The organism is Streptomyces sp. NPDC025651 (genome assembly GCF_055558735.1).
This window is the reverse complement of record NZ_JBVHLZ010000010.1, coordinates 338388-361956: the sequence shown is the minus strand read 5'-3', so window position 1 is coordinate 361956 and position 23569 is coordinate 338388. Positions and strand designations below refer to the sequence as shown.

The window sequence follows — 23569 nt, the reverse complement described above, 5'->3', positions numbered from 1 at the left end:
CCTCGACCGGCTCCCGCTCTTCCCCTTCACAGTCCCTCTCCCGTCCCCGCTCCGGCCAACTCCCTTGCACCGCTCGCCTGTTCGCCCTCCGGTTCGGACGCCTCGGGGCTCCGTCTCCGTCTGCGTACGAGATGCGCCGCGCCGCCCGCGACGGCGAGCAGCAGGACGCCGCCGCCCGCAACCGCGCCCCACGGCACGAAGCGGCCCGACGCCGTGGCGGTGTCGTGGGCGCCGCCCGACGCCGTGGCCGTGAGCCTCACGTCGACCGCGTCGAGCGCCGGGGCGTCCGGCCACGGCTCGGTCAGCGAGACGCGGCGCCCGGGCAGCAGCTCGACCGGCAGCCTGCGCGCGGGGCGGTCGACGAGCGTGCCGAAGACCCCCTCGGCGTGCACCGCCAGCTCGGGGGTCAGCACGGTGTTGCCGCGGTTGACCAGGTCGTACGCGATGCGCTTGCGGTCGCCGTCGACCCTGACGCGCTCCACGGTGAGCGCCGAGAGCGTCGGCCCGCCGACCCTCAGGTGCACGCGCACGCCCACCGTGTGGCCGCCGCCGCTCACGACGATCGCCCCGGGATGGTCGCCGGGCAGCGCGTCCTCGGGGACCTTCATGGCGAACGGCACCTCGGCGCGGGTCCGCGGCGGCACCTCGACCCGCCGCTTCGCGAAGGTGATCCAGGCCCCGGTGTCCTTCGGCCTCCCCTTGGCCGGGGTCAGCGAGAACGCGCCGGATCCTGTGTTGTCCGCGTCAGCGCCGCGCAGGGTGACCGTGCGGGGCTTCGCACCCGGGTTGGTGACGGACAGGGCGTCCTGGAGCACCGTGCCCGGGGTGCCCTCCGCGTAGAAGTAGGGCCGCCCGTCCTTCGCGGGGCGCGCGCCGCCGCCCGAGGACGGCGCCGCGGACCACGGGGCGGAGCCGTCGCCGTCGGCGTGCGCGGGGGTCGCGGCGACGGCCAGCAGGGCGGCCGCGCACAGGGCTGCACGCGTGGAGGACGGCTTGGGCGACTTCGGCGGCATCGGCGGCTCCTGGGGCGTCGTTCGGTGGGCCGGTCTCTCGGGTCGCGCTAGCGCGAGCGCGCCGCCTGGTTCCTGCGGGTCAGCCAGAGCGCGCCGGCCGCGCCCGCGAGCAGCACGGTGCCGCCGAGGGTGCCGAGCGCGATCGCGGAGTCCGCGGGGCCGGTCTGCGGGAGCTCGTCGCCGCCGGAGGGTGCGCTGTCGGAGCCGCCGGAGGCGCTGTCGCCGCCGGTCGAGCCGCCGTCCGTGCCGCCCGACGTACCGCCGGATCCCGTGTCGGAGCCGCCGCCCGAGCCCTTGACGTCCAGTTCGAGCGAGGGCTTAGGGTTGTTGGAGGGCGTACAGGTGGTGGTCGTGCCGAGCGCCTTGATGGTGAGGACGCCGGCCGTGAAGGTGACCTTGCCGCTCTTCTTGGGCGTGTACGTGCCCGACAGGTCACTGATCTTGATGGGGGTGTTGGCGGGGATCGCCTCGGAGTTGGTGGCGCCGGAGACCGGCACCGTGCCGCTCTCGGCCCCGCCCAGCTTGATCACCGCGCTTGGCTTCATCGCGCCCTTGCCGAGCTCCACCGGGCTGGAGGAGACGCCCTTCTGGAAGGACATGGTGAGCTTGTAGCCGCTGCCGCTCTTGACGCTCTTGATGTCGATCGGCGAGACGGCGCCCTTGTTCCCGATGGGCGTCTTGCACTGGTAGTCGACGTCCTGGACGGTGGCCTGCGCGGCGGGGGCGGCCAGCAGCACCGCTGAGCCGCCGGCCAGGACGGTGGCGAGCGCGAGCGCGGCCGATTTCTTCGTGTGCGACACCTCGTTTGTCCCCTCATGCCGGTCGTGGCGTGCCGCGGTGCGGAGTTGCTCGTGTTACTGACGGCACATCAGATTGGGCGCTCAAGGTACGCCCGGGACCTTGTCGAGGGAAGACAAAAGACGCGCCGGATCCGTAGTGATCCGGCGCGCATGCGAACCGTGGGTAACAGCCGTGGCCCTAGGCGGGGGCGCCCAGCTCCGCCCAGACCGTCTTGCCCGTGACCCCTGGGGTCCTGACAACACCCCAGTCCAGACAGAGCCGCTGGACGATGAACATCCCGTGCCCGCCGGGCCGCCCGGCGCGGTGCGGCGTGCGCGGCGCGGGCTGTCCCGCGCCGCGGTCGGAGACCTCGATGCGCAGGACCTTGCCGTCGCAGGAGAGCCAGAGCTCGTCGGGCCCCTCGGCGTGCAGGCAGGCGTTCGTGACGAGCTCGGACACGACCAGGAGCACGTCCTCGGCCGCGGCCCGCCGGTCGGCGCTGTCCGCGGGCAGCCAGCCCCACGCGTGGAGCGCCTGGCGCGTGTAGTCCCGGGCGAGCGGGACGATGCCGCTCGCGCCGTTCAGGCTCAGCCTGCGGACCTGTCGAGCCGCGGGCACCCCGGAGACCCGGTCCGCGGGAGCGTCCGCGACGGCGGCCTCGGACTCCGGGCCGCGATCGCCCGGCGAGTAAGGCCGGGTGGTGCTCATCAGCGCTTCACCTCACCGACAAGAGGACTGAGGTCTCTGGACAAGTAGAGAACTCTGGGCGAGTAGGGGACATCGGCTGCTTGCCGTTCTGACTGTTGACTTGAGAACCGCTGTCGGCGGATCCAGGTCTCTCCTGCCCGGCCGAACCGTGAGAACACCCACTTGTTCGGCACGGTCCGTGTGACGCTGGTAACGCCATGATCACGCAGAGACAACTGACGCGTAACTTTCGCGCGTGACCAGCACGGACTCAGTCGGCCAGGGCCGCGTCGAGCGTCCGGTGGACGGTGAAGACGGCCTCCGCGCCGGTGATCTCGAAGACCCGGGCCACCACCGGCAGCATCCCGGCCAGATGAACTCCGCCGCCCGCCGCCTCGGCCTTGAGCCGGGCCCCGAGCAGCACATTGAGTCCGGTGGAATCACAGAACTCAAGACGTGAGCAGTCGATGACGAGCCGTGCGTAGCCCTCCGAGAGGCAGCTCTCGAGTGGCTCACGCAACAGATCGGCGGTGTGGTGATCCAACTCACCCGCCGGGGTCACGACGGCACTCGTGCCCTCTTTTCGCACCTCGACCAGAAGGCGGCCCCTGTGTGCGCTGCCGACCGTCCCGCGGTCCATGCCGTCACTCTCTTCCGACCGTCGTGGCTGTTGATGACGCCCCTGAACATTACGCCTTCCGTACGGCGCGGGGTACCCGAACATCCCCCCGAATTCGGACATTTCGCCGCAGAACGCACTTGCGACCCGAGCATGGAAGCGGGTAGGGGTAGAAGAGACATCAATCGACACGGACGGCTTTGGAGGCGCCGCACACCGCAGTGCACGTATTGGCATCGGCAGCCATATGCCGAGAACGATGGAGGACACCATGTCACCCCGGCTCGACGAATCGCGCACTGACCAAGCGACGTCGACACCCCCGCCGAACCGCTCCGCAATCGAGATCCCGGGTCCCGCCCACGAGCCGCAGCCGGCTCAGGACGCCCCCGAAGGGCTCCACGGCCTTCCCGAGCTCCCCGAGATCCCGCCGTACGACGAGGTGGGGCCGCTGGATGCGCGGGCCCTGTCCAAGACCCTCTTCGGGCGCCTCGAGTCGCTCGAGGAAGGCACCCACGAATACGCCTACGTCCGCAACACCCTGGTCGAGCTCAACCTCGCCCTGGTGAAGTTCGCGGCGTCCCGGTTCCGCTCCCGCAGCGAACCGATGGAAGACATCATCCAGGTCGGCACGATCGGCCTGATCAAGGCGATCGACCGCTTCGAACTCAGCCGCGGCGTGGAGTTCCCCACCTTCGCGATGCCGACGATCGTCGGCGAGATCAAGCGCTTCTTCCGCGACACCAGCTGGTCGGTGCGGGTCCCGCGCCGTCTGCAGGAACTCCGACTGGACCTCGCCAAGGCGGGCGACGAACTCGCCCAGCAGTTCGATCGCGCCCCCACGGTGGGCGAGCTCGCCGAGCGCCTGGGCATCTCCAACGACGAGGTCGTCGAGGGGATGGCCGCCTCCAACGCCTACACGGCGAGCTCGCTGGACGCCCAGCCCGAGGAGGACGACTCCGAGGGCGCGCTCGCGGACCGCATCGGCTACGAGGACCACGGACTCGAAGGCATCGAGTACGTCGAGTCGTTGAAGCCGCTGATCGCCGAACTGCCGCCGCGCGACCGGAAGATCCTCGCGCTGCGCTTCGTCGCCAACATGACGCAGTCGGAGATCGGCGACGAGCTCGGCATCTCACAGATGCACGTCTCGCGCCTGCTCTCGCGGACGCTCGTCAGGCTGCGCAAGGGCCTGACCCTGGAGGAATGACGCAGGAGTGATCCGGGGACGCCCGGGAGTGACTCCATCGGTGGACGCCGCCCTCAGCTCCTGAGGGCGGCGTCCACTGCCGCTTCCGCGTGCAGACGGGTCGTCGGGAAGACCGGCACGGGGCTGTGCTCGGCCCCGACGAGCAGCTCGATCTCGGTGCAGCCGAGGATGACGCCCCGCCCGAGCGCCGCCTCGACCTGCCCGGCCACCTTGTGCACGGTGTTCGTACAGATCAGCACGAGGTCGGCGCCGGCGGCCTCGACTCCCAACTCATGCCGCCGATGAGGCCGATGGTCTTCATCGGCCCAGAATCGCACCCCGCTGCCACACGTCGGAGACGAGCGGTACGCCAGGACGGTAGGCGAGGTGGACGTGGCTCGGGGCGTTCAGGAGGGCCAGGTCCGCGCGGGCGCCCTCGCGCAGGACGCCGACGTCCGTGCGGCGCAGGGCCGCCGCGCCGCCCGCCGTTGCCGACCAGAGCGCCTCGTCCGGGGTCATGCCCATGTCCCGTACGGCGAGGGCGATGCAGAAGGGCATCGAGGACGTGAAGGACGAGCCCGGGTTGCAGTCCGTGGAGAGGGCGACGGTGGCGCCCGCGTCCAGGAGGCGGCGGGCGTCCGGCCATTCGGCGCGGGTGGAGAACTCGGCGCCGGGCAGGAGGGTCGCCACCGTGCCGCCCTGCGCCAGGGCGTCCACGTCGGCGTCCGTGAGGTGGGTGCAGTGGTCGGCGGAGGCGGCGTCCAGTTCGACCGCCAGCTGGACTCCGGGGCCGTGGCTCAGCTGGTTCGCGTGGATGCGGGGGTGCAGGCCCTTGGCCTTGCCCGCCGTCAGGATCGCGCGGGCCTGGTCGCCGTCGAAGGCCCCCTTCTCGCAGAAGACGTCGATCCAACGGGCGTGCGGGGCGCAGGCGTCCAGCATCTCGCCCGTGACGAGTTCGACGTACGCGGCCGGGTCCTCGGCGTAGTCGGGAGACACGATGTGCGCGCCCAGGTACGTGACTTCGTCCGTGTGCGCCGCCGCGACGCGCAGGGCGCGGGCCTCGTCGTTCGTGGTGAGGCCGTAGCCGGACTTCGTCTCGAACGTCGTCGTGCCCTGGCGGAGTGCCTCACGGAGGTAGTGGACGACGTTCGCTTCCAGCTCGGCGTCCGTGGCGGCGCGGGTGGCGGCGACGGTGGTGCGGATGCCTCCGGCGGAGTAGGCGCGGCCCGACATGCGGGCGTTGAACTCCTGGGTGCGGTCGCCGGCGAAGACGAGGTGGGAGTGGGAGTCGACGAAGCCGGGGATCGCGGCCTTTCCTTGTGCGTCGTACGTCGTGTCCGCCGCCGGGGCCTTGGCGGCGGGGCCGACCCAGGCGACGGTCTCGCCGTCCAGGACGACGGCGGCGTCCGTGAGGAGGCCGAGGGCGGTTCCGTCACCCTGGGCCGGGTCGTTGGTGACGAGGCTGGAGATGTTGGTGATGAGGGTGGTGCGGGGCATGGGGTTTCTCCGGGTGGGTGAGGCTGAGGTTCGAGCGGGTTTCCTTCCCCGAGCCCGCCCCTTCCCGAAACTGGGGCTCCGCCCCGGACCCCGCTCCTGAAAGACTCAGTGCCGGACGGGCCGATGTGTCAGCCCGTCCGGCGTTTGAGGACGAGCGCGGAGCGCGATGGACCGAGCCCCGGGCGGCGGAGCCGCAACGTTCGGGAAGGGGCGGGGTTGGGGAAAGTGTCAGTCTCTTAGCGCCGCCACCGCCTCCGCCAAGGCTGCGGCGACGTCCGGGACCAACGCGTGCGCGCCGTCCCGCACCACATGCCTGCCGCCCACCACCGTGTGCCGGACGTCCGCCGACGTCGCCGCGAAGACCGCCGTCTCCGCGGCCAGGCGCGGCACCGGGCCCGCCGTGCGCACCGAGTCCAGGGCGATGGTCGTCAGGTCGGCCAGCGCACCCGGTTCGAGCACGCCCGCGTCAGCCCAGCCGAGCGCCGCGTGGCCGTCGGCCGTGGCGGCGCGGAGCAGCGCCGCCGCCGTCCAGTGGCCCCGCGTGTGCGAGCGGAGGCGCTCGTTCAGCTCCATGGCCCGCGCCTCTTCGAGGATGTCGATCACCGCGTGGCTGTCGCTGCCCAGGGAGAGCGGGCTGCCCGCGCGCTGCAGGGCGACCGCAGGACCGATGCCGTCCGCCAGGTCCCGTTCCGTCGTCGGACACATGCAGGTGCCCGTCGTCGAGGAGCCGAGCAGCGCGATGTCCTCGTCCGTGAGGTGGGTGTTGTGGACGCCGGTGGTGCGGGGGCCGAGCACCCCGTGGTCGGCGAGGAGCCGCGTCGGGGTGCGGCCGTGGACCGCCCGGCACGCGTCGTTCTCCGCGGTCTGCTCGGAGAGGTGGACGTGGAGCGGGGCCCGCCGGTCGGCCGCCCACTGGGCCACCACGCCCAACTGGCCCGCGGGGACCGCCCGTACGGAGTGGATCGCCGCGCCGATGCGCGCGTGGTCGCGGTCCTTCAGGAGCGACGCGCGCTCCGCCCACGCCTGAGCCGTGCCGTCCGAGAAGCGGAGCTGGTGGCGGTTGGGCGGCTTCCCCCGCTGTTCGTCGAGGAGTCCGGAGGCCACGTACGCCGTGTCCAGGAGCGTGATGCGCACGCCCGCGTCCGCCGCGGCCTGGATCAGGGCCTCGCCCATCGCGTTCGGGTCGGCGTACGCGGTGCCGCCGGGCCCGTGGTGGAGGTAGTGGAACTCCCCCACCGTCGTGATGCCCGCCAGCGCCATCTCCGCGTACACCGCCCGCGCGAGCGCGTGGTACGTCTCGGGGGTGAGGCGGTCCGCCACCGAGTACATGACCTCGCGCCACGTCCAGAAGGTGCCCGAGCCGACCTGGACGGTGCCGCGCAGGGCGCGGTGGAAGGCGTGCGAATGGGCGTTCGCCAGGCCGGGGATGGTCAGGCCGCGCAGGACCGTCGCGCCGGGCGGGGGTGTCCCGACGTCCTTGCGGACCGCCGTGATCCGGTCGCCCGTCACCTCCACCGCCACGCCCGGCTCCACGAACGCGTCGAGCCAGGCCTGCTCCAGCCAGTACGTCGTCACCTGCACGCCAGCCCTTCCAGTACGTCGGCGAGTGCGGTCACCCCGGCCAGGCAGTCGTCCTCGGCCGCGTACTCCGCCGGGGAGTGCGAGACGCCCGTGGGGTTCCGCACGAACAGCATGGCGGTGGGGATCGAGCCGGACAGAATACCCGCGTCGTGTCCCGCGCCGGTGCCGAGGACGGGGAGGGGCCGTTCCTGGTCCGTGCCCAGGATCGCGCCCAGCTCGTCGCGCAACGCGTCCTCGAACTCCACCACCGGCGTGAAGGACTCGCGTACGACGTCGAGGTCGATGCCGTGCCGCTCCGCGTACTCGCGGGCGGCCTTCTCGATGCCGGTGACGACCGTGTCGAGGGTGGCCTGGTCGGCCGCCCGCGAATCCAGCCAGCCGCGGACCAGCGACGGGATGGCGTTGACGCCGTTCGGTTCGACGGAGATCTTGCCGAACGTCGCGACCGCGCCTGCCAGTTCGGCCTCACGGCGGGCCGCGAGGACCGTCTCCGCGTACGAGAGCATCGGGTCGCGGCGGTCCACCAGGCGGGTGGTGCCCGCGTGGTTGGCCTCGCCCCGGAAGTCGAAGCGCCAGCGGCCGTGCGGCCAGATCGCGGACGCGATGCCCACGGGGTCGCCGGACAGGTCCAGGGCCCGGCCCTGCTCGACGTGCAGTTCCACGAACGCGCCGATGCGGGCGAGGCGTTCGGGGTCGGGGCCGATGTTGTAGGGGTCGTAGCCCGCCGCTTCCATCGCCTGCGGCAGCGTGACGCCGTCGCCGTCCCGCAGCTTGTGCGCGGCCTCGACGGTGAGCTGTCCCGCGGTGAGGCGGGAGCCCACGCAGGCCAGGCCGAACCGGGCGCCCTCCTCGTCGCCGAAGTTCACGACGGCCAGGGGCTTGGTGAACTCGGCGTTCCTGGCGCGGAGTTCGTCCAGGGCGGCGAAGGAGGAGACGACGCCGAGGGGGCCGTCGAAGGCGCCGCCGTCGGGGACGGAGTCCAGGTGGGAGCCGGTGACCACGGCGTCGCCCGCCGCGGGGTCGCCGAGCCAGGCCCACTGGTTGCCGTTGCGGTCCAGTTCGTAGGTGAGGCCGCGGGACTCGGCCTGCGCCTTGAACCAGGTGCGGCAGTCGGCGTCGGCGCCGGTCCAGGCGTAGCGGCGGTAGCCACGGCTGTCCTTGTCCCTGCCGATGGGCTTCAGGTCACGCCACATCTCCTGGAAGGACGGGGGCTGTGCTGGGGTGGGTGCAGGTGCGCTGCCGTCTGCGGGTGCGCCTGTGCCCACCCGTGCCGCCCCAGCGGCACGACTGCCCACAGGCGCGGCGGCCTGATCACTCACGCGTTCCCACCCTCGCGCATGGGAACCCGTACGCCCTTCTCGTCCGACACCGACTCCGCGATGTCGTACCCCGCGTCCACGTGCCGGATCACGCCCATCCCCGGGTCGTTCGTGAGGACGCGGCGGATCTTCTCGCCCGCCAGCTTCGTGCCGTCGGCGACCGAGACCTGGCCCGCGTGGATGGAGCGGCCCATGCCGACGCCGCCGCCGTGGTGGAGGGAGACCCAGGACGCGCCCGAGGCCACGTTCACCATGGCGTTCAGGAGCGGCCAGTCGGCGATCGCGTCGGAGCCGTCGAGCATGGCCTCCGTCTCGCGGTAGGGGGAGGCCACCGAGCCGCAGTCCAGGTGGTCGCGGCCGATGGCCAGAGGGGCCTGCAACTCCCCGCTCGCCACCATGTCGTTGAAGCGCTCGCCCGCCTTGTCCCGCTCGCCGTACCCGAGCCAGCAGATGCGGGCCGGGAGGCCCTGGAAGTGGACGCGCTCGCCGGCCATCTTGATCCAGCGGTGCAGGGACTCGTTCTCCGGGAAGAGGTCGAGGATCGCCTTGTCGGTCTTGTGGATGTCGGACGCCTCGCCCGACAGCGCCGCCCAGCGGAACGGGCCCTTGCCCTCGCAGAAGAGCGGGCGGATGTACGCGGGCACGAAGCCGGGGAAGGCGAAGGCACGGTCGTAGCCCGCGAGTTGGGCCTCGCCGCGGATCGAGTTGCCGTAGTCGAAGACCTCGGCGCCCGCGTCCATGAAGCCGACCATCGCCTCGACGTGCCTGGCCATCGACTCGCGCGCGCGGGTCGTGAAGCCCGCCGGGTCCTTCGTCGCGTACGTCGCCATGTCCTCGAAGGCCACGCCCGTCGGCAGGTAGGAGAGCGGGTCGTGGGCCGAGGTCTGGTCCGTGACGATGTCGATCGGCGCGCCCTCGGCCAGCATCTGCGGCAGCAGGTCCGCGGCGTTGCCGAGCAGGCCGATGGAGAGCGGGCGGCGGGCGTCACGGGCCTCGGTGGCCAGCTGGAGGGCGTGGGCGAGGCTGTCGGCCTTCACGTCCAGGTACTTGTGCTCGATGCGGCGCTCGATGGCGCGCGGGTCGCAGTCGACACAGATCGCGACGCCGTCGTTCATGGTGACGGCCAGCGGCTGGGCGCCGCCCATGCCGCCGAGGCCGGCGGTGAGGGTGATCGTGCCCGCCAGCGTGCCGTTGAACTTCTTCGCCGCCACCGCCGCGAACGTCTCGTACGTGCCCTGGAGGATGCCCTGCGTGCCGATGTAGATCCAGGAGCCTGCCGTCATCTGGCCGTACATCGTGAGGCCGAGCTGCTCCAGGCGGCGGAACTCCTCCCAGTTGGCCCAGTCGCCCACGAGGTTGGAGTTGGCGATCAGGACGCGCGGGGCCCACTCGTGGGTCTGCATGACGCCGACGGGGCGGCCCGACTGGACCAGCATCGTCTCGTCCTGCTTGAGGGTCCTCAGCGTGCGCACCATGGCGTCGAAGGAGCGCCAGTCGCGGGCCGCCTTGCCGGTGCCGCCGTAGACCACGAGCTTGTCGGGGTGCTCGGCGACCTCGGGGTCGAGGTTGTTCTGGAGCATGCGGAGGGCGGCTTCCTGCTGCCATCCCAGGGCGCTCAGTTCCGTACCGCGCGGTGCCCGTACGGGGCGGGGTCCTGACATGGCAATGCCTCCTCGCATCCTGCTGTGACCTTGTTATTCACATCCTGATGTCCTGAATAGGGCTAGTCAATAGCGAACGAATGCCCGGTACGCCAGCGCCGCCGCGCCCCGGATGATTGGCTGGATCACATGGGCCACGACGAGGACAACGCCGACGAGCAGACCCAGGACCTCCGCAACGAGCGGACCCGGGACCTCCGCGCAGACGCCGCCCCCGGCGCCGGAGCCGACTCCGCCGCCCGCCGCGACCAGGCCGTCCGCGCCGCCGTCGAACAGGGCGTCGTCGGCCCCACCGCCCCCGTCGCCGGCCTGCTCGACGTCGCCGGGATCCGGGCGGGCGCCGCCGCCCTGCGCGCCGCCTTCGAGGCGGTCACCCCGCCCGGCACCCCCGTCCTGCACGCCTTCGCGGTGAAGGCGACCCCCCTCGTACCGGTCCTGCGGCTGCTGCGCTCGGCCGGGATCGGCGCCGAGGTGGCGAGCCCCGGCGAGCTGGCCCTGGCGCGGGCGGCCGGGGTGCCGCCCGCCGAGACGGTCCTCGACTCGCCCGCCAAGACCCCGGCCGAGCTGCGCGAGGCCCTCGCCCTCGGCATCGCCGTGAACGCGGACAACCCGCAGGAGCTTGCCCGCATCGACGCCATGATCCAGTCGGCCCCGTCCGGCTCCCCCGTCGGCGTACGCGTGAACCCGCAGATCGGCGGCGGCTCGATCGGCGCCCTGTCGACGGCGACGTCCACCTCCAAGTTCGGCGTGCCGCTGCGCGACGAGGGCGCGCGGGAGTGGGTGATCCAGGCCTGTCTGGACCGGCCGTGGCTGACCCGGCTGCACGCGCACTCCGGGTCGCAGGGCATGCCCCTGGAGATGATGGTGCGCGGCGTCGGAGCGGCGTACGAACTGGCCGAGGAGATCAACGAACGCGCCGGGCGGCGGCAGATCGACACCATCGACATCGGCGGCGGCCTGCCCGTCAACTTCGGTTCGGACGACGAGAGTCCGACCCACGCGCAGTACGCGCGCCGCCTCAAGTCCCGCGTCCCCGGACTGCTCGACGGGCGCTACGGCCTGGTCACCGAGTTCGGCCGCTCCCTGCTCGCCAAGCACGGCACGGTCCTGGCCCGCGTCGAGTACGCGAAGCAGGCGGGCGGGCGGCCCATCGCCGTGACGCACGCGGGCGTGCAGGTGGCGACCCGGACCGTGTACGCACCGGCGTCGTGGCCGCTGCGGATCAGCGCGTACGACGCCAAGGGGCGCCCCAAGGCGGGGCCCGCCGTCGGCCAGGACGTCGCGGGCCCCGCCTGCTTCGCGGGCGACCTGCTCGCCGAGAACCGCCCCCTTCCGCTGCTCGAACAGGGCGACTACGTGGCCGCGTTGGACACCGGCGCCTACTACTTCGCGCACCACTACTCGTACAACAGCCTTGCCAGGCCCGGGGTGTACGGGTTCTCGGCCCACGCCGACGAGGTGCGCTTCGCCGCGGTGCGCGAGCCGCAGACGCTCGACGAGATCGTCGCGGAGGCGGGCGGCGGCGCGGAACGCGACGCGCTGCGCCACCTCTGAGGTTCCTCAACTCGCGCATAGTGACGTGGATCACGGGCAGATCCTCCCTCGACCCGCCATCGGTCTCGGGGGAGGCATCTGTGACGACATCCGACACGTCCACCACCGCACCACCACCCGCCGAGGACGGCGCCCTGCACCGCGCCATCGGCCCCAAGCTGCTCATCCTGTTCGTGATCGGCGACATCCTCGGCACCGGCATCTACGCCACCACGGGCAAGGTCGCGGGGAAGGTCGGCGGCGCGCTGTGGCTGCCGTTCGCGATCGGCTTCGTCGTGGCGATCCTGACGGCCGCGTCGTACGTCGAACTCGTCGGCAAGTACCCGAAGGCGGCCGGTGCCGCCCTCTACACCCAGAAGGCGTTCAAGACGCCGTTCCTCACCTTCATCATCGCCTTCATGGTGATGTGCTCGGGGCTCTCGTCCGCGAGCGCGGCCGCCCGCGCCTTCAGCGGCGACTACCTCGGCGAGCTGACGGGCGACGCGCTGCCGCCGACGCTGATCGCGATCACCTTCATCGTGCTGCTCGCCGCCCTGAACATGCGGGGCGTCTCGGAGTCGGTCAAGACGAACGTGGTGCTCACGCTCGTCGAACTGACCGGCCTCATGATCATCCTCGCGATCGGCGCGTACGCCGTCCTGAGCGGCGACGGCGAGCCCTCGCGGCTCACCGAGTTCGAGACGGACGGCACCGGATACGCCCTGATGACCGGCGTGCTGGGGGCGACGGCGCTCGGCTTCTTCGCCTTCGTGGGCTTCGAGGACTCGGTGAACATGGCCGAGGAGACGAAGGACCCCGTGCGCACCTTCCCGCGCGCGATCTTCATCGGCGTCGCGGTCACCGGCACCATCTACGTCCTGGTCGCGCTGGTCTCGTCCCTCCTGGTCGACTCCAGGACCCTGGAGGGTTCCAGCGGACCGCTGCTCGAAGTCGTGAAGGCGGGCGGCGTCGACTTCCCGCACAAACTCTTCGCGCTGATCGCCCTGTTCGCGGTCACCAACTCGGCGCTGATCAACATCATGATGGCCTCGCGGCTCTGCTACGGCATGGCCAACGAACGCATCCTGCCGCGCGCCATGGGCCGCGTCCTCGCGAAGCGCCGCACGCCGGTCGTCGGCATCGTCTTCGTGTCGCTGCTCGCGATCGGTCTGGTGTCGACGGGAGAGATCGAAGGCCTCGGGGACACCACCGCCTTCCTGCTGCTGTGCGTGTTCGCGGTGGTCAACATCGCGGTCCTCGTGCTGCGCCGCGACCCCGTCGACCACGAGCACTTCCGTACGCCGACGGTGCTTCCGGTGCTCGGCGCGATCACGGCGCTGATCCTCGCGAGCCCGCTGGCGGACCGGCCGGCGGAGGTCTACATCCGCGCGGGCGTACTGATCGCCATCGGCATCGGGCTGTGGGTGGTCAACAAGGCGGTCCTGAAGACGAGGGGCGAAGACTGAGGGGAGGGCTCAGGGCAGAAGCGTGAAGGCCTTGACGTGGCTGGGCCGGATCGCGGAGAAGTGGCGGTGGTCGAGCGTCGCGACATCGGCGAGACCGAGGCGTTCGGCCACCGCGACGACGGAAGCGTCGACGGTGCCGAGGGGGAAGTCGGCGTACTTGCGGATCAGTTGGGCGACGCGGACGAAGTCCTCAGCGACGAGGTCGACCGGCTCCAGGGTGCCTACCGTGAACAAGTCGAGGAATACGGCTTCGTAGTCGGGGCCCAAGCGGCGCTCGACGAGCTGTGCCGTCTCGACGATCACAGACGATCACAGGGGCGGGGACCAGCAGGCGCCCGCGCAGGGAGCTGACGTGCGCCACACACCGTGCGTGGTCGGCATCGTCCTCGTCTGCGACCGCGTAAAGAACACCCGTGTCCAGGAGGTGGCACTTCACCGGTTCTCGTCGCTCCACTCCGCGATGAGTTCGCGGTGCCTGCGCGCCGTGTCGGTGTGCCCCGAGCGCCCCATCCCCGCGAACGCGGCGAAGCCCGGCCGCTCGATCGCCGGCGGCATGGCGCTCCCCTCGTCCGTGAAAGGGGCGATCTCAGGGTCGGTGTCCACGAGGACCCGCAGGTGCCGCAGCTCTTCCGTCGGCAACCGGTCGATCAAGTGCTGGAGGTGCTGGTAGTCCTCGGCTGCGGTCACGTCTCCGAGCGTACGCCGCGGCATCAGGCCCCGGCACGAGCCGCGATCCGCTCACTCGTACGGGGCCTGTCGGGTCGCACGCCGGGGTTCAGCAGCTGTTCACCCAGCGGACGGCGTCGACGGTGATGCTCTCGAAGCTCGACTTCTCACCCGGCTTGACGCAGGACCAGCGACTCGGGCCCTCGCCCGAGAAGTTCCACTTGACCTTCACGTGGTCCCGGGGCACGTCGGTCCTGCCGTTGTTCCGGACCGAGTTGATGCCGTAGATGTTCTTGTTGGTGTCGTCGAAGCGCTCGTGCTTCGTGCCGCCGCCGTTCTTCTTCGTGTAGAAGCAGATGGCCCCCTTGGTGCAGTCCCATGCCCGGGTGGCCTCCACACCCTGGGACGCCGCGCCCGGCGTCACCGCCCCCGCCGACACCGTCCCCCCGGTGGCGAGCAGTACCGCCGAGCCGACGCCGACCAGGGCCAACTTCATCCTGCGCATGGTCTTCCTCCCCGTTGCCCGCCGCCCCGTCGGCGGCGGCTTGGCACGACCATGCCGTCCGGCGCGGCCCCGGGGTACCTCGGAAGTCCGAGGGTGCGCTACTCCACGAACAGCCCCCGCGCCGCCGCCCGCACGTCGAACTCCTCCAGCCTCGCCTGCGCGTCGGGCAGGCCGTCGCACATCGCCTCCAGCAGGACCCGGCCCAGCAGCATCGGCGCGCACGCCGTGTCGAAGGCCAGGCCCGTGCCGACCGCGGCCGGCAGGAGGAGGTCGCAGTGGGCGGCCACCGGGGCGAACGCCGAGTCCGCGACGGTGACCACCGTGAGGCCCGCCGACCGCGCGTAGGCGAGGGCGTCGACGACCTCGCGGGGGTGGCGGGGCAGCGCGAAGCAGAGCAGGGCGGTGGCGCCCGCCCGTACCGCCGCGTCGACGCGGTCGGCCAGCATCGTGCCGCCCTCGTCGAGGAGGCGTACGTCGGGGTGGACCTTGGCGGCGAAGTACGAGAAGCCGTACGCCTGCGAGGCGGCGGCCCGCAGCCCGAGGACGGGCAGCGGGCGGGAGGCGGCGAGGAGCCGTCCCGCGCGCTCCACCGGCGCCGGGTCCGCCAGGAGCTCCGCCAGGTGCCGCAGGTTCTCGATCTCCGCCTCGACCGCCTGCTGGTACTCGTTGAGGGAGTCGCCGAAGGACGTCTCCGGGGGCGCCACGTCGCGCAGGTGCTTGCGCAGCGCGGGGTAGCCGTCGAAGCCGAGCGCCACCGCGAACCGGGTCACGGAGGGCTGGCTCACCCCGGCGAGCTCCGCCAGTTCGACGCTGGAGAGGAAGGGGACGTCCGCCGCCCGCCGCACCATGCAGTGCGCGATGCGGCGCTGTGTGGGCGTGAGCCGATGACCCTCGAAGAGCACTTGCAGCCGTGCCGCAGGACTGTCACTCATACCGTTCCCCTCACCACACCCGATCCCTCGAAGGCCGTTCCGTTCCCGCCGCCCAGCCCCGCCCACAGCTCGGTGAACCGGTCGAGCAGCCCGGCCGCCGCCGTCACATCATCCGTCAGCGGGCGGTCGGCGAGCTCCGCGGCCAGGACGGAGTTCGCGAGCCCGAAGGCCCGGCAGAGCGGGGCCCGTGGATCCAGGCGCAGCTCACGCTGTCTCAACGCCCTGACCGCGGCGACCAGTTCACACCCCACCACCAGGCGGTACGCCGCGCAGGCGCGCAGGGTCTGACGGGCCGCGAGCGAGGCGAAGCTGGCCTGCTCCTCGACGCCGCGGGAGAGCACCGCGTGGCCGAGCGAGGCGGGCGCGGAGAAGGCCCGCAGGTCGCCGAGGGCCGCCCCAGCCGCGTATTCCAGGATCATGACGCCCGACGAGGCCGCCTCGCCGTCCGCGAGAAAGGGCCGCAGGCGGGTGAAGGCCGGTTCGTTCAAGGTCGAGAGCCGTGAGGTCGACAGGCGGGCCACCTGCGTCACCGCGAGCCTGAAGTGGTCCAGCGCAAGGGCGAGTTGGGCGAGGTAGAAGCCGCCGTGGTGGTAGGCCGCGAGGTCCTCGGGGCAGATCAGCGGGTTCTCGGCGGCCGCGTTGATCTCGACGGCGAGGACGCCCTCCAGGGCGTTCGCCGCGTCGTGCGCGGGACCGTGGATCTGCGGCAGGCAGCGGAAGCCGTAGGGGTCCTGAATGCGGCCGAGCGGCGGCGTCGGCCGGTCGGGGGCGCCGAGCAGCCGGCGCATGCGTGCGGCGACCGCGTACGAGCCGGGGTGGCGCCGCGCCTCGTGGACGGGCAGGGCGTACGCCTCGTACGAACCGTCGACCGCCATCAGGGACAGCGCGGCGACCACCTGGGTGGCGCCGATCAGGCCGCGCAGTTCGTGCAGGGCGAGCGCGGACTGGCCGAGGGTGAGGGCGTTGCTGCTGATCAGGGCGAGGGCGTCGTTGTTGTCGAGGGGCTGCGGCTCGGGCGGCGTCCCGGTGCCCTGCCAGGGGTGCTCACCCGCGAGCGCGAGGCCCATCTGGGCGAGGGCGGCGATGTCGCCGGTGCCGACCGAGCCGAACTCGTTGACCGTGGGGTACGCGCCGCTCTCCAGGGCCAGGCAGAGCGCCGTGACGACGCTCGGCCGCAGCCCGGCGCCGCCCGCGAGGAGCTGGTTGGCGCGGACCGCGAGCATCGCGCGGACCTGGCGGGCGGGCAGTTCGGCGCCGATGGCCCCGGCGTGCGACCGCAGCAGCCTGAGGCCGTGGTCGGCGGCCGCCTCGGTGGGCACGTCCTCGTTGCGGTTGGCGCCGACGCCGGTGGAGCGGCCGTAGACGCGACCCCACGCGGCGATCTCGCGGGCCGCGTTCCAGGAGTCCTCGGCACGCTTCATGCCGTCGGTCGCCGGCACCGGGCGGGCGGCGGAATCAGCCAGGCGTACGACGTCCGAAACGCTCATGCCCCGGCCGTCCAGGACGACGACCGCTCCCCCGCCGTCGGCCGCGGCGTCCGCGATACGAGACGACTTCACGCGCTTTTCCTCCTCAACCGGACATCCCGTCTTACCCGTCGGCCACTTCTTGCCGGCGATTCACGCCGGAGCATTGACAACCTATTCAGACAGCAAGAACTCTGCATGACGATATACAGCCAGGCAAGAACGCCGGCCCCACGAGCAGGGGGGTGAGCGCCATCCTTGAAAATGAGAGTGTGCACCTCAAAATGAGAGTGCACTTGACAGTATGCACACCCATATGATAGTGACGTAGATCACTTTCAGGGGGTGGGCATGTCCTCTCCCAGGCGATTAGCCCTGGTCACAGCCCCGTTCGCGAATGAGTCCTTCGGATCGTGGATAGACCGGATGGCGCGAGCGAATCGATGCCCTCGGCTGAGATCGCCGACCTGATGGGGCTTCGCTTGCGAGGGGCTTCCTCGGATGTCCGGCCGCCTGTGTTCGGGGTGCGGTCGGATCCAGCGGTTCGGCAGAAGGTGTACGCGGCGACCGGTGTCCCCGACGCCCTTGTGGACGGGATGCACCTGTCCTCGTTCGAGGGCGGGCCGTTGAATGTGGACGCGGTGCTCTCGGCGGGCAATGCACACCGGCCGTCAGCTGGGCGGGAGTGGGCGGAGGTGTACGGCAGTCGCGCCTGTCCGCGCTGCCTGCTGGCGTCGGGTGGGGTATGGCAGTTGTGGTGGAAGCTGTCGTGTGCGGCGGTGTGTCCTGAGCACAGGGTGACGCTGATGGATCGTTGTCCGTCGTGCGGGTGGGTGCTGCGATGGGGCGGGACCGGCCCCGAGTGGTGCCCGCGCGGTGGGTCAGGCTTCCGACCTGTTGCGCGAACTCCGTGGGCGGCACGCCGTGTTCACAGTGGCTGCCGGCGGTTCGTGCGAGCCGGGCCCTTGAGCGGACGGCTGACGCGCAGCGGTGCTGGCTGGACATCGCGTACGGCCAGGCACGCGCCGCTCTGGGAGGCGTGGACGTGCCGAGAGGCGAGTGGTTCGCGGCGTTCCGGGCGTGCGTGATCCTGTTACGACTCGGGCTTCCGAGGATCTTGAGCGTCTGCCGGGTGTGCCTGACTGGTGCGGCCGCGTTCTTCTGGAGGAGCGCGTTGAACGCGGTCTGCACCGGAGCCAGTTCGGGTGGGGACCGGCATCAGCTGCGGCAGCATCGGCGTTCCTCACGTTGGTGATGCCCCTGCTGGAGGCCGCTGAGGTGCGGGAGTTGTCGCGGCGGTTGGCCCCCTTGGTGCGGACGGCTGTCGATGAGGGGTCTTTGGCGGCCAGGCCGTTGGCGCGTCTTGCCGTACCGGAGGTCTTCGCGGAGGCGGTAGCGGCGCAGGTTCCTGTGGGCCGCTCGGCAAGGAGTCCCTGGGAAAGGGAGGGACACCGTGAGCGCTGATATGGGAGAGCCGGGGCCCGCGGCCCGGGAGATCGACCTGGTGCGGGTGCGGTACGTCGATGCCGACGGGGTCGAGCATCTGATGCGGCTGGAGGAGGCCGCCGACGTGCCGTTCGAGGACGGCCGGATGGTGCGGTCCATCCCCAGCCACCGGGACCAGGGACACATGCCGGGCCATTACTGGGCGGCGAAGTGGGGTGACCTCGTCGACTACGAGAGCGTGCTGGAGTCGAAGTGGCTGACGCTGCTGGACTTCGACCCGCAGGTGACGGCGTTCGTCACACAGCCCTTGGAGTTCGACGCGATCGACGACCGCGGGACATGGCTGCACACGCCGGATGTCTTCGCGCGCCGCCGGGACGGCAGCGTACTGCTGCTGGACGTGAAGAACCCCGAGCTGCGGGACAATCCGAAGGTACGGCTGCAGGAGGAACGCACCCGGCGAGTGTGTGAGCGGCTGGGCTGGGACTACGCGATGGTGTCGGAGCCGAGCGGGCAGCGCTGGGTGAACGTCGATCTGCTCTCCAGCGCCCGGCGCCCGCTGCACCTGGGGGCGGATCTGGTGCCGCGTCTGCTGGAACTGGCCCGTGAGCCGGTGGAGATTGGGGAGCTGATGCGGTTCATGGAGTTCCCGGACCTGGCACGCGGGGTGCTGTATCACCTGATGTGGCATCAGCGGATCGTCACGGACCTGGACCGTCCCTTGCGGGAGACGACGCTGGTGAGGACCTCCAAGGAGTCGTTGACATGACGGTCGATGGCGCGGTGCGGCTGAAGCGGGGAACCCGGGTGTGGCTGGACGACGAGGTGCACACGGTGACCGGGGTGACCGACGACGGGGTGCGTCTGCGTTCGGAGAGCGGCTCGTGGACGGTGATCGGTGTGGGGCACCTCCTGGCGGACCCGACCTTCCGTCCCTGCGACGACGAGGCGGTCCCGGAGAGCGGGGACTCGGCTGAGCACGACGCCTCGGCGAAGTTGTGGCTGGATGCCGCAGCCCTGTTCGACAAGCTGAGTGACAAGCAACTGGAGCAACTCCAGTACGCCCAGGAGCACCTCCTGGAGATGACCACCGGCTTTCGCCATGGGAGCCCGGAGGGCGCCTTGCCCGGGGAGCCCAGGCCGCCGTACGACCCGGACCTTTCGCTGGCCAAGCGGGTGAAGAACAAGGCGCGGGAACTGGGCTACAGCGAGCCGCAGATATGGCGGCGCCTGCGCAAGTGGCGGGAGGAGGGCCCGTGGGGGCTGGTGGACCGGCGCAGTCATCGGCCGTCGCATCCCCTGGCGGGGGTGGACCAACGGCTGATCGACGCGATCATCACTCAGCATTACGTGACGGAGGAGGACGACTCGACCGGCAGCCTGAACCGGCTGCGCCGACGAGTGGAACGCCGTCTGGCCGACGTCCACGGCCCGGACGCGGTGAAAGTGCCGATACAGAAGACCTTCAACCGGTACGTCGCCGCGCTCCTGCCCGGCCGTTACACCACCGGGCCGGCCACGACGCGTCAGTCGGTCGCCAACAGGCCCGACGGGCACTACCAGCCGATCACCGCCAGCCGCCCCGGCGAGCTGGTCATGATCGACACCAGCTGGCTGGATGTACGTGCCTACGATCCGGTCGAAGACGTCGTCTTCTCGGTGGACCTGACGATCGCCATCGACGTGTGCACCCGTGCCCTGCTGGGGTGGCGTCTGGTTCCCAAAGGGACGAAGGGCGTGGACGCGGGCATGGTGATCGCGGACGCGATGATGCCGGAACCTATGCGCCCGGGCTGGCCGGAGGGACTGCGCCACCGCATGCTGCGCCTGCCGTGCGAGCCGCTGCTCGCGCAAGACGAGCGGTTCGCGGCCGCCGCTGCCCGCCCGGTGGTGTTCCCCGAGAAGATCGTGATCGACCACGGCAAGGCGTTCGCCTCGCAGCCGGTGAAGAACGTCTGTCGCCGCTACGGGATCACCATCCAGGACACGCGTAAATACAAGCCCACCGACAAGCCTCAGGTGGAGGCCGCTTTCAAGACGATCCGGAGCCAGTTCTCCGAACACATCGCCGGCTACAAGGGCAATCACGTGGTGCACCGCGGCCGTGACGTGGATGCCGCGGCCCGGTGGACGATCGAGGAGCTGGAGGAGTTCTTCGCCGAGTACGTGGTCGCGGTCTACCAGCGCCGCCAGCACACGGGGCTGGTGCTGCCAGGGTTCCCGGAAATCGCGCTGTCGCCCAACGACGCCTACCGGCTGGCGGTTCACCGCTGCGGCTACATCGCCGCTCCGCGCGATCCCAACCTGTTCCTGGAACTGCTGCCGATCTACTGGTGCGCGATCTCCAACCGGCGGATCCAGAAGGACTACTTGCACTACAGCGCGTCCGTCATGGGCGTCCACAACGGGGCCAAATCCCCGTACGCGCAGGCCAAGGGCGCCTGGCCGATCCGCTATGACCCGCGGGACATGACGCAGGTGTATTTCCATGATCCCTACGCCGGCGTCTGGCACACGCTGCGCTGGACCCACGCGTTGACCGGTCTGGAGCCCTTCACGGACATCACTTTGCGCCAGGTCAAGCAGGAGTTGCGCGAACGCGGCCGCGATCCACAGAACCAAGAGGCCGTCCTTGACGCGTTGTTGGATCTGCAGAACCGCACGGACGCCGTCGAGGCGTCCACCGCCCGCTCTCGCCGGGCGCGGGCCCGGGACGCCGAGCGGGCCAGGGCAGCGGCCCGGGACAAGGCTCATACTGAGCTGGCTGACTCCGCGGCCGACGCCCCCGTCAAGGAGCCCCGTCTGCGGGCCGTGCCACCGCCACCTGCCAACGACGAGGAGATCGCCATCGACTTCGATGCCCTGCCGTCGTACGAGGTGTGGGGCGGCCACCCGGAGCAGGACGGTGCCCCGTAATGGCCCCGCCTCCCCTGGCAGGGGCCGACTCCACGCACCCAGGACTGGCTGAACCCCGTACCAAGGAGGACTGGTTCACGTACGTCTTCTACGAACCGCCGACCCGCCCCTTGCTGCCCCCGTACGACGTCTACATGGCGATGGACCCGGAGGGCGCTGAGCGGCGTCGCCTGAACCGCATCCGCAACCGTTATCACAGTGCCTTGGTACTGGCCTGGACACCGGCCATATCGCACTTCGAGACAGAGATCACGGAGCTGCTGGCCGCCAACGAGATGGCTCCGCCCGGCGCCCGGCTCGGACTGCTCATCGACGGTCCGCCCACCGTCGGCAAGTCCACGCTGGTCAAGATGATCGCCCGGAAGTTCGAGCAGGACCTTCGCGAGGACTTCCCCGAACGGTTCATCCCCGAGCGGCTGGGCTCCTATGTCCCCGTCGTCTACATCTCCCTCACCGACCAGGTCACTCCCAAGCAGATCTCCATCGCGATCGCCCGCTACCTCAACGTCCCGACCAGCGGCACCAAGGACACCATCGACGACCGCGTCCTCACCGCGCTCACGGCATGCGGCACCCAGTTGATCATCTTCGATGACCTGCACTTCCTGGACTGTTCCTTCAAGGAGGGCAGGGCCTCCAACGACCACATCAAGTTCCTCGCCAATCACGCGCCTTGCACGATCATCGGCACGGGTGCCGACCTTGAGGAGAGCCCGCTGCTCAGTGAGGGAGGCCCCACCGGCCCCGTCAAACGAAACAGCCGCGTCAAAACCGCGGCCAGCGGCCCCCGTACCCAGACCGCCGGCCGGTTCAGCCGTCAGGAACTGAACCCGTTCGCCCTCGACACCAAAGCCGAAATCCTGCAATGGGTCGGCGTCGTCCGCTCGTTGGAGGGAGCGCTGTCCCTCTACCTCCACAAGAAGGAGAGCCTGACCCGCCGGCATTGGCGCTACCTGCACGAGCGAACTGACGGCAGCATCGCAGGCCTCCATGCCCTCCTGCGCCGCAGCGCGGTACGCGCCATCCAGCAGGGAACCGAGGCGATCACGCGGGAGACCATGGACTCCATCGTGCTGTCCTACGCCCATGAACGTGCCTACGCCAAGGTGACGGAACTGAAGTCCCGCAAGCGGCCGAAGGCCGCGGGCAAGCAGCAACCGGCGGCTGACGGGAGCGCCTGAGGAACTCGGCGTTCTTCGACGTGGCGGCAGCATCGGACCGCCTGGCATTCTCTGCGGCATGCACACGCCGCTGCGCCGCCTCGCACTGGTGCCGGAGCCCTACCCCGGCGAGTCCCTGCTCAGCTGGGTGGACGCGTTCGCGGCGCTCAATCGCGTCGGCCGTCTCCAGGCTCTGCGCATCGCAGCCTTCGTCCGCCCCGGCGCCTCTTGGTACCGGCCCAGCGTGCGTTTTGGCAGCTATCTGACGGCGGAGGCGATGGCCAGGGTCCAGGTCACCACCGGGCTGTCCGCCGAGCGACAGCACCGGATGACCCTGATGCACTACGCCGATGGTGTCCTGCCCTCAGCGCCCTTTCGTCCGCACCGGCATACCGTCGCCGCGTGGCTGACCCGGCTCCGTATCGCTCTGCCGATCGGTTCGCTCGCCTGTCCGCCCTGTCTGCGCGAGAACGGCGGGCGCTGGCTGCTGCAGTGGCGCCTCGTCTGGTCCTTCGCCTGTGTACGCCACCGCGTCTTCCTGATCGGCGCCTGTCGCAGCTGTGGAAAAGGCCTGCACCAGATACTTCCCGGCCGGGAAGCGCCGTCATGTGCGGCCAGTATCCCGCCTCCCAGCCGCCCCGCACCTGTCGACGCGTCATCGCTCGCATGCGCCCTCCGCCACTGTCCGACGAACACCTGCTGGAGTGCCAGCGCCGCCTCGACGGGCTCCTCGACGATCCGCACCGTGCGGTCGGCCAGGAGATCCTGCGTGGCCTGCACCTGGCACTGGAGGACATCCACACCTGCTACGACGACGCGCCGCCGCTGCCGGACACCGACGCCGTACTCCACCGGCGCTGGCAAGGCCACGGCGGAGCCCTCCAGTACCCGGGCGATCCGCTGCTGACCGCGGCCCTCATCAAGATCGCGACAGCGGGCGGCCTCGGCAGCTCTCGGGAGGCTCGCGTTGATGCGGACCTGGCCTCGTGGTCGCCCGATGGCTTCCCCCGGCCGCACGCCGACGCACCACCGGCCAATCGTTTCGGAAACGCGTGTCGCGCCACCGCCTGCGCGAACTGGGTACCCCCCGGACACGGATGCGTCGTCGACTCCCCGAACGGACCGCACACCCT

The 23569-nt window shown here is 70.8% G+C and carries 21 protein-coding genes and 1 pseudogene; 8 read left to right on the top strand and 14 right to left on the bottom strand.

The genetic code is table 11. The features are described 5' to 3' along the window. Positions 1–26: 26 nt before the first annotated feature. The 4 genes from ACZ4D5_RS32270 to ACZ4D5_RS32255 form a co-directional block, all read right to left on the bottom strand. Positions 27–1013 carry a COG1470 family protein gene (locus ACZ4D5_RS32270; RefSeq protein WP_467775987.1) on the bottom strand — a complete coding sequence of 329 codons (987 nt, stop codon included), beginning with the start codon at positions 1011–1013 and terminating at the stop codon, positions 27–29. A gap of 47 nt (positions 1014–1060) precedes the next feature. Continuing rightward, a complete protein-coding gene (locus ACZ4D5_RS32265) occupies positions 1061–1813 on the bottom strand; it encodes an LPXTG cell wall anchor domain-containing protein (protein ID WP_467775986.1) in 753 nt (250 codons plus the stop codon). Positions 1814–1991: 178 nt separating this feature from the next. After that, entirely contained in the window at positions 1992–2501 is a 510-nt protein-coding gene (locus ACZ4D5_RS32260) for an ATP-binding protein (RefSeq protein WP_467775985.1), read from the bottom strand. 250 nt (positions 2502–2751) lie between these two features. Then, positions 2752–3120, bottom strand: coding sequence for an STAS domain-containing protein (locus tag ACZ4D5_RS32255; protein WP_467775984.1), 369 nt, complete (start codon positions 3118–3120; stop codon positions 2752–2754). 238 nt (positions 3121–3358) lie between these two features. Here ACZ4D5_RS32255 and ACZ4D5_RS32250 point away from each other — a divergent pair, with 238 nt between their 5' ends. Beyond that, complete coding sequence (locus ACZ4D5_RS32250) at positions 3359–4309, top strand: RNA polymerase sigma factor SigF (RefSeq protein WP_467775983.1); 951 nt, start codon at positions 3359–3361, stop codon at positions 4307–4309. 53 nt (positions 4310–4362) lie between these two features. On the opposite strand, the pseudogene ACZ4D5_RS32245 reads toward ACZ4D5_RS32250, so the two are convergent. The 5 genes and pseudogenes from ACZ4D5_RS32245 to hutU form a co-directional block, all read right to left on the bottom strand. Next, a pseudogene (locus tag ACZ4D5_RS32245) lies at positions 4363–4500 on the bottom strand (aspartate/glutamate racemase); the annotation flags it as partial. Between the two features lie 106 nt (positions 4501–4606). Continuing rightward, positions 4607–5785, bottom strand: a complete 1179-nt coding sequence (gene hutI / locus ACZ4D5_RS32240; protein ID WP_467775982.1) for an imidazolonepropionase — start codon at positions 5783–5785, stop codon at positions 4607–4609. Positions 5786–6013: 228 nt separating this feature from the next. Then, entirely contained in the window at positions 6014–7366 is a 1353-nt protein-coding gene (locus ACZ4D5_RS32235; RefSeq protein WP_467775981.1) for a formimidoylglutamate deiminase, read from the bottom strand. Then, positions 7357–8559, bottom strand: a complete 1203-nt coding sequence (locus tag ACZ4D5_RS32230; RefSeq protein WP_467775980.1) for an allantoate amidohydrolase — start codon at positions 8557–8559, stop codon at positions 7357–7359. The genes ACZ4D5_RS32235 and ACZ4D5_RS32230 overlap by 10 nt, the downstream gene beginning before the upstream one ends. Positions 8560–8681: 122 nt before the next feature. After that, complete coding sequence (gene hutU, locus ACZ4D5_RS32225; RefSeq protein WP_467775979.1) at positions 8682–10346, bottom strand: urocanate hydratase; 1665 nt, start codon at positions 10344–10346, stop codon at positions 8682–8684. A 129-nt stretch (positions 10347–10475) separates the two neighbouring features. Here hutU and ACZ4D5_RS32220 point away from each other — a divergent pair, with 129 nt between their 5' ends. Together ACZ4D5_RS32220 and ACZ4D5_RS32215 are read left to right on the top strand one after the other, a co-directional pair. Then, entirely contained in the window at positions 10476–11900 is a 1425-nt protein-coding gene (locus ACZ4D5_RS32220) for a type III PLP-dependent enzyme domain-containing protein (protein ID WP_467775978.1), read from the top strand. Positions 11901–11980: 80 nt separating this feature from the next. Further along, a complete protein-coding gene (locus ACZ4D5_RS32215) occupies positions 11981–13345 on the top strand; it encodes an APC family permease (protein WP_467775977.1) in 1365 nt (454 codons plus the stop codon). 9 nt (positions 13346–13354) lie between these two features. Here the strand turns inward: ACZ4D5_RS32215 and ACZ4D5_RS32210 are convergent, their stop codons facing one another. The 5 genes from ACZ4D5_RS32210 to ACZ4D5_RS32190 form a co-directional block, all read right to left on the bottom strand. Then, positions 13355–13648: a type II toxin-antitoxin system VapC family toxin gene (locus ACZ4D5_RS32210; protein WP_467775976.1), complete on the bottom strand. Its 294-nt coding sequence runs from the start codon at positions 13646–13648 to the stop codon at positions 13355–13357. A 129-nt stretch (positions 13649–13777) separates the two neighbouring features. Next, a complete protein-coding gene (locus tag ACZ4D5_RS32205; protein ID WP_467775975.1) occupies positions 13778–14032 on the bottom strand; it encodes a hypothetical protein in 255 nt (84 codons plus the stop codon). Positions 14033–14120: 88 nt separating this feature from the next. Beyond that, positions 14121–14516 carry a peptidase inhibitor family I36 protein gene (locus tag ACZ4D5_RS32200; protein ID WP_467775974.1) on the bottom strand — a complete coding sequence of 132 codons (396 nt, stop codon included), beginning with the start codon at positions 14514–14516 and terminating at the stop codon, positions 14121–14123. A gap of 98 nt (positions 14517–14614) precedes the next feature. After that, on the bottom strand, positions 14615–15448 hold the full coding sequence (locus ACZ4D5_RS32195; protein WP_467775973.1) for a MurR/RpiR family transcriptional regulator: 834 nt from the start codon (positions 15446–15448) through the stop codon (positions 14615–14617). Beyond that, positions 15445–16935: an aromatic amino acid ammonia-lyase gene (locus tag ACZ4D5_RS32190; RefSeq protein WP_467776046.1), complete on the bottom strand. Its 1491-nt coding sequence runs from the start codon at positions 16933–16935 to the stop codon at positions 15445–15447. The genes ACZ4D5_RS32195 and ACZ4D5_RS32190 overlap by 4 nt, the downstream gene beginning before the upstream one ends. A 422-nt stretch (positions 16936–17357) precedes the next feature. Here ACZ4D5_RS32190 and ACZ4D5_RS32185 point away from each other — a divergent pair, with 422 nt between their 5' ends. The 5 genes from ACZ4D5_RS32185 (at position 17358) to ACZ4D5_RS32165 (ending at position 23343) form a co-directional block, all read left to right on the top strand. Then, positions 17358–18002: a TniQ family protein gene (locus ACZ4D5_RS32185; RefSeq protein WP_467776045.1), complete on the top strand. Its 645-nt coding sequence runs from the start codon at positions 17358–17360 to the stop codon at positions 18000–18002. 365 nt (positions 18003–18367) lie between these two features. Next, a complete protein-coding gene (locus ACZ4D5_RS32180; protein ID WP_467775972.1) occupies positions 18368–19129 on the top strand; it encodes a TnsA-like heteromeric transposase endonuclease subunit in 762 nt (253 codons plus the stop codon). Beyond that, positions 19126–21276 (top strand): transposase, encoded by a 2151-nt coding sequence (locus tag ACZ4D5_RS32175; protein ID WP_467775971.1) that lies wholly within the window; start codon positions 19126–19128, stop codon positions 21274–21276. Before ACZ4D5_RS32180 ends, ACZ4D5_RS32175 begins: the two co-directional genes overlap by 4 nt. Beyond that, on the top strand, positions 21276–22457 hold the full coding sequence (locus ACZ4D5_RS32170) for a TniB family NTP-binding protein (RefSeq protein WP_467775970.1): 1182 nt from the start codon (positions 21276–21278) through the stop codon (positions 22455–22457). Before ACZ4D5_RS32175 ends, ACZ4D5_RS32170 begins: the two co-directional genes overlap by 1 nt. 58 nt (positions 22458–22515) lie before the next feature. Then, positions 22516–23343: a TniQ family protein gene (locus ACZ4D5_RS32165; protein ID WP_467775969.1), complete on the top strand. Its 828-nt coding sequence runs from the start codon at positions 22516–22518 to the stop codon at positions 23341–23343. The last annotated feature ends 226 nt before the right edge of the window (positions 23344–23569 follow it).

Coding starts and splice junctions, on each gene's coding strand:
- ACZ4D5_RS32200 (WP_467775974.1), bottom strand. CDS start 14,516: ATGCGCAGGATGAAGTTGGCCCTGGTCGGCGTCGGCTCGGCGGTACTG.
- ACZ4D5_RS32270 (WP_467775987.1), bottom strand. CDS start 1,013: ATGCCGCCGAAGTCGCCCAAGCCGTCCTCCACGCGTGCAGCCCTGTGC.
- ACZ4D5_RS32170 (WP_467775970.1), top strand. CDS start 21,276: ATGGCCCCGCCTCCCCTGGCAGGGGCCGACTCCACGCACCCAGGACTG.
- ACZ4D5_RS32260 (WP_467775985.1), bottom strand. CDS start 2,501: ATGAGCACCACCCGGCCTTACTCGCCGGGCGATCGCGGCCCGGAGTCC.
- hutU (WP_467775979.1), bottom strand. CDS start 10,346: ATGTCAGGACCCCGCCCCGTACGGGCACCGCGCGGTACGGAACTGAGC.
- ACZ4D5_RS32190 (WP_467776046.1), bottom strand. CDS start 16,935: ATGAGCGTTTCGGACGTCGTACGCCTGGCTGATTCCGCCGCCCGCCCG.
- ACZ4D5_RS32185 (WP_467776045.1), top strand. CDS start 17,358: ATGCCCTCGGCTGAGATCGCCGACCTGATGGGGCTTCGCTTGCGAGGG.
- ACZ4D5_RS32195 (WP_467775973.1), bottom strand. CDS start 15,448: ATGAGTGACAGTCCTGCGGCACGGCTGCAAGTGCTCTTCGAGGGTCAT.
- hutI (WP_467775982.1), bottom strand. CDS start 5,785: ATGCCCCGCACCACCCTCATCACCAACATCTCCAGCCTCGTCACCAAC.
- ACZ4D5_RS32220 (WP_467775978.1), top strand. CDS start 10,476: ATGGGCCACGACGAGGACAACGCCGACGAGCAGACCCAGGACCTCCGC.
- ACZ4D5_RS32165 (WP_467775969.1), top strand. CDS start 22,516: ATGCACACGCCGCTGCGCCGCCTCGCACTGGTGCCGGAGCCCTACCCC.
- ACZ4D5_RS32175 (WP_467775971.1), top strand. CDS start 19,126: ATGACGGTCGATGGCGCGGTGCGGCTGAAGCGGGGAACCCGGGTGTGG.
- ACZ4D5_RS32255 (WP_467775984.1), bottom strand. CDS start 3,120: ATGGACCGCGGGACGGTCGGCAGCGCACACAGGGGCCGCCTTCTGGTC.
- ACZ4D5_RS32250 (WP_467775983.1), top strand. CDS start 3,359: ATGGAGGACACCATGTCACCCCGGCTCGACGAATCGCGCACTGACCAA.
- ACZ4D5_RS32230 (WP_467775980.1), bottom strand. CDS start 8,559: ATGTGGCGTGACCTGAAGCCCATCGGCAGGGACAAGGACAGCCGTGGC.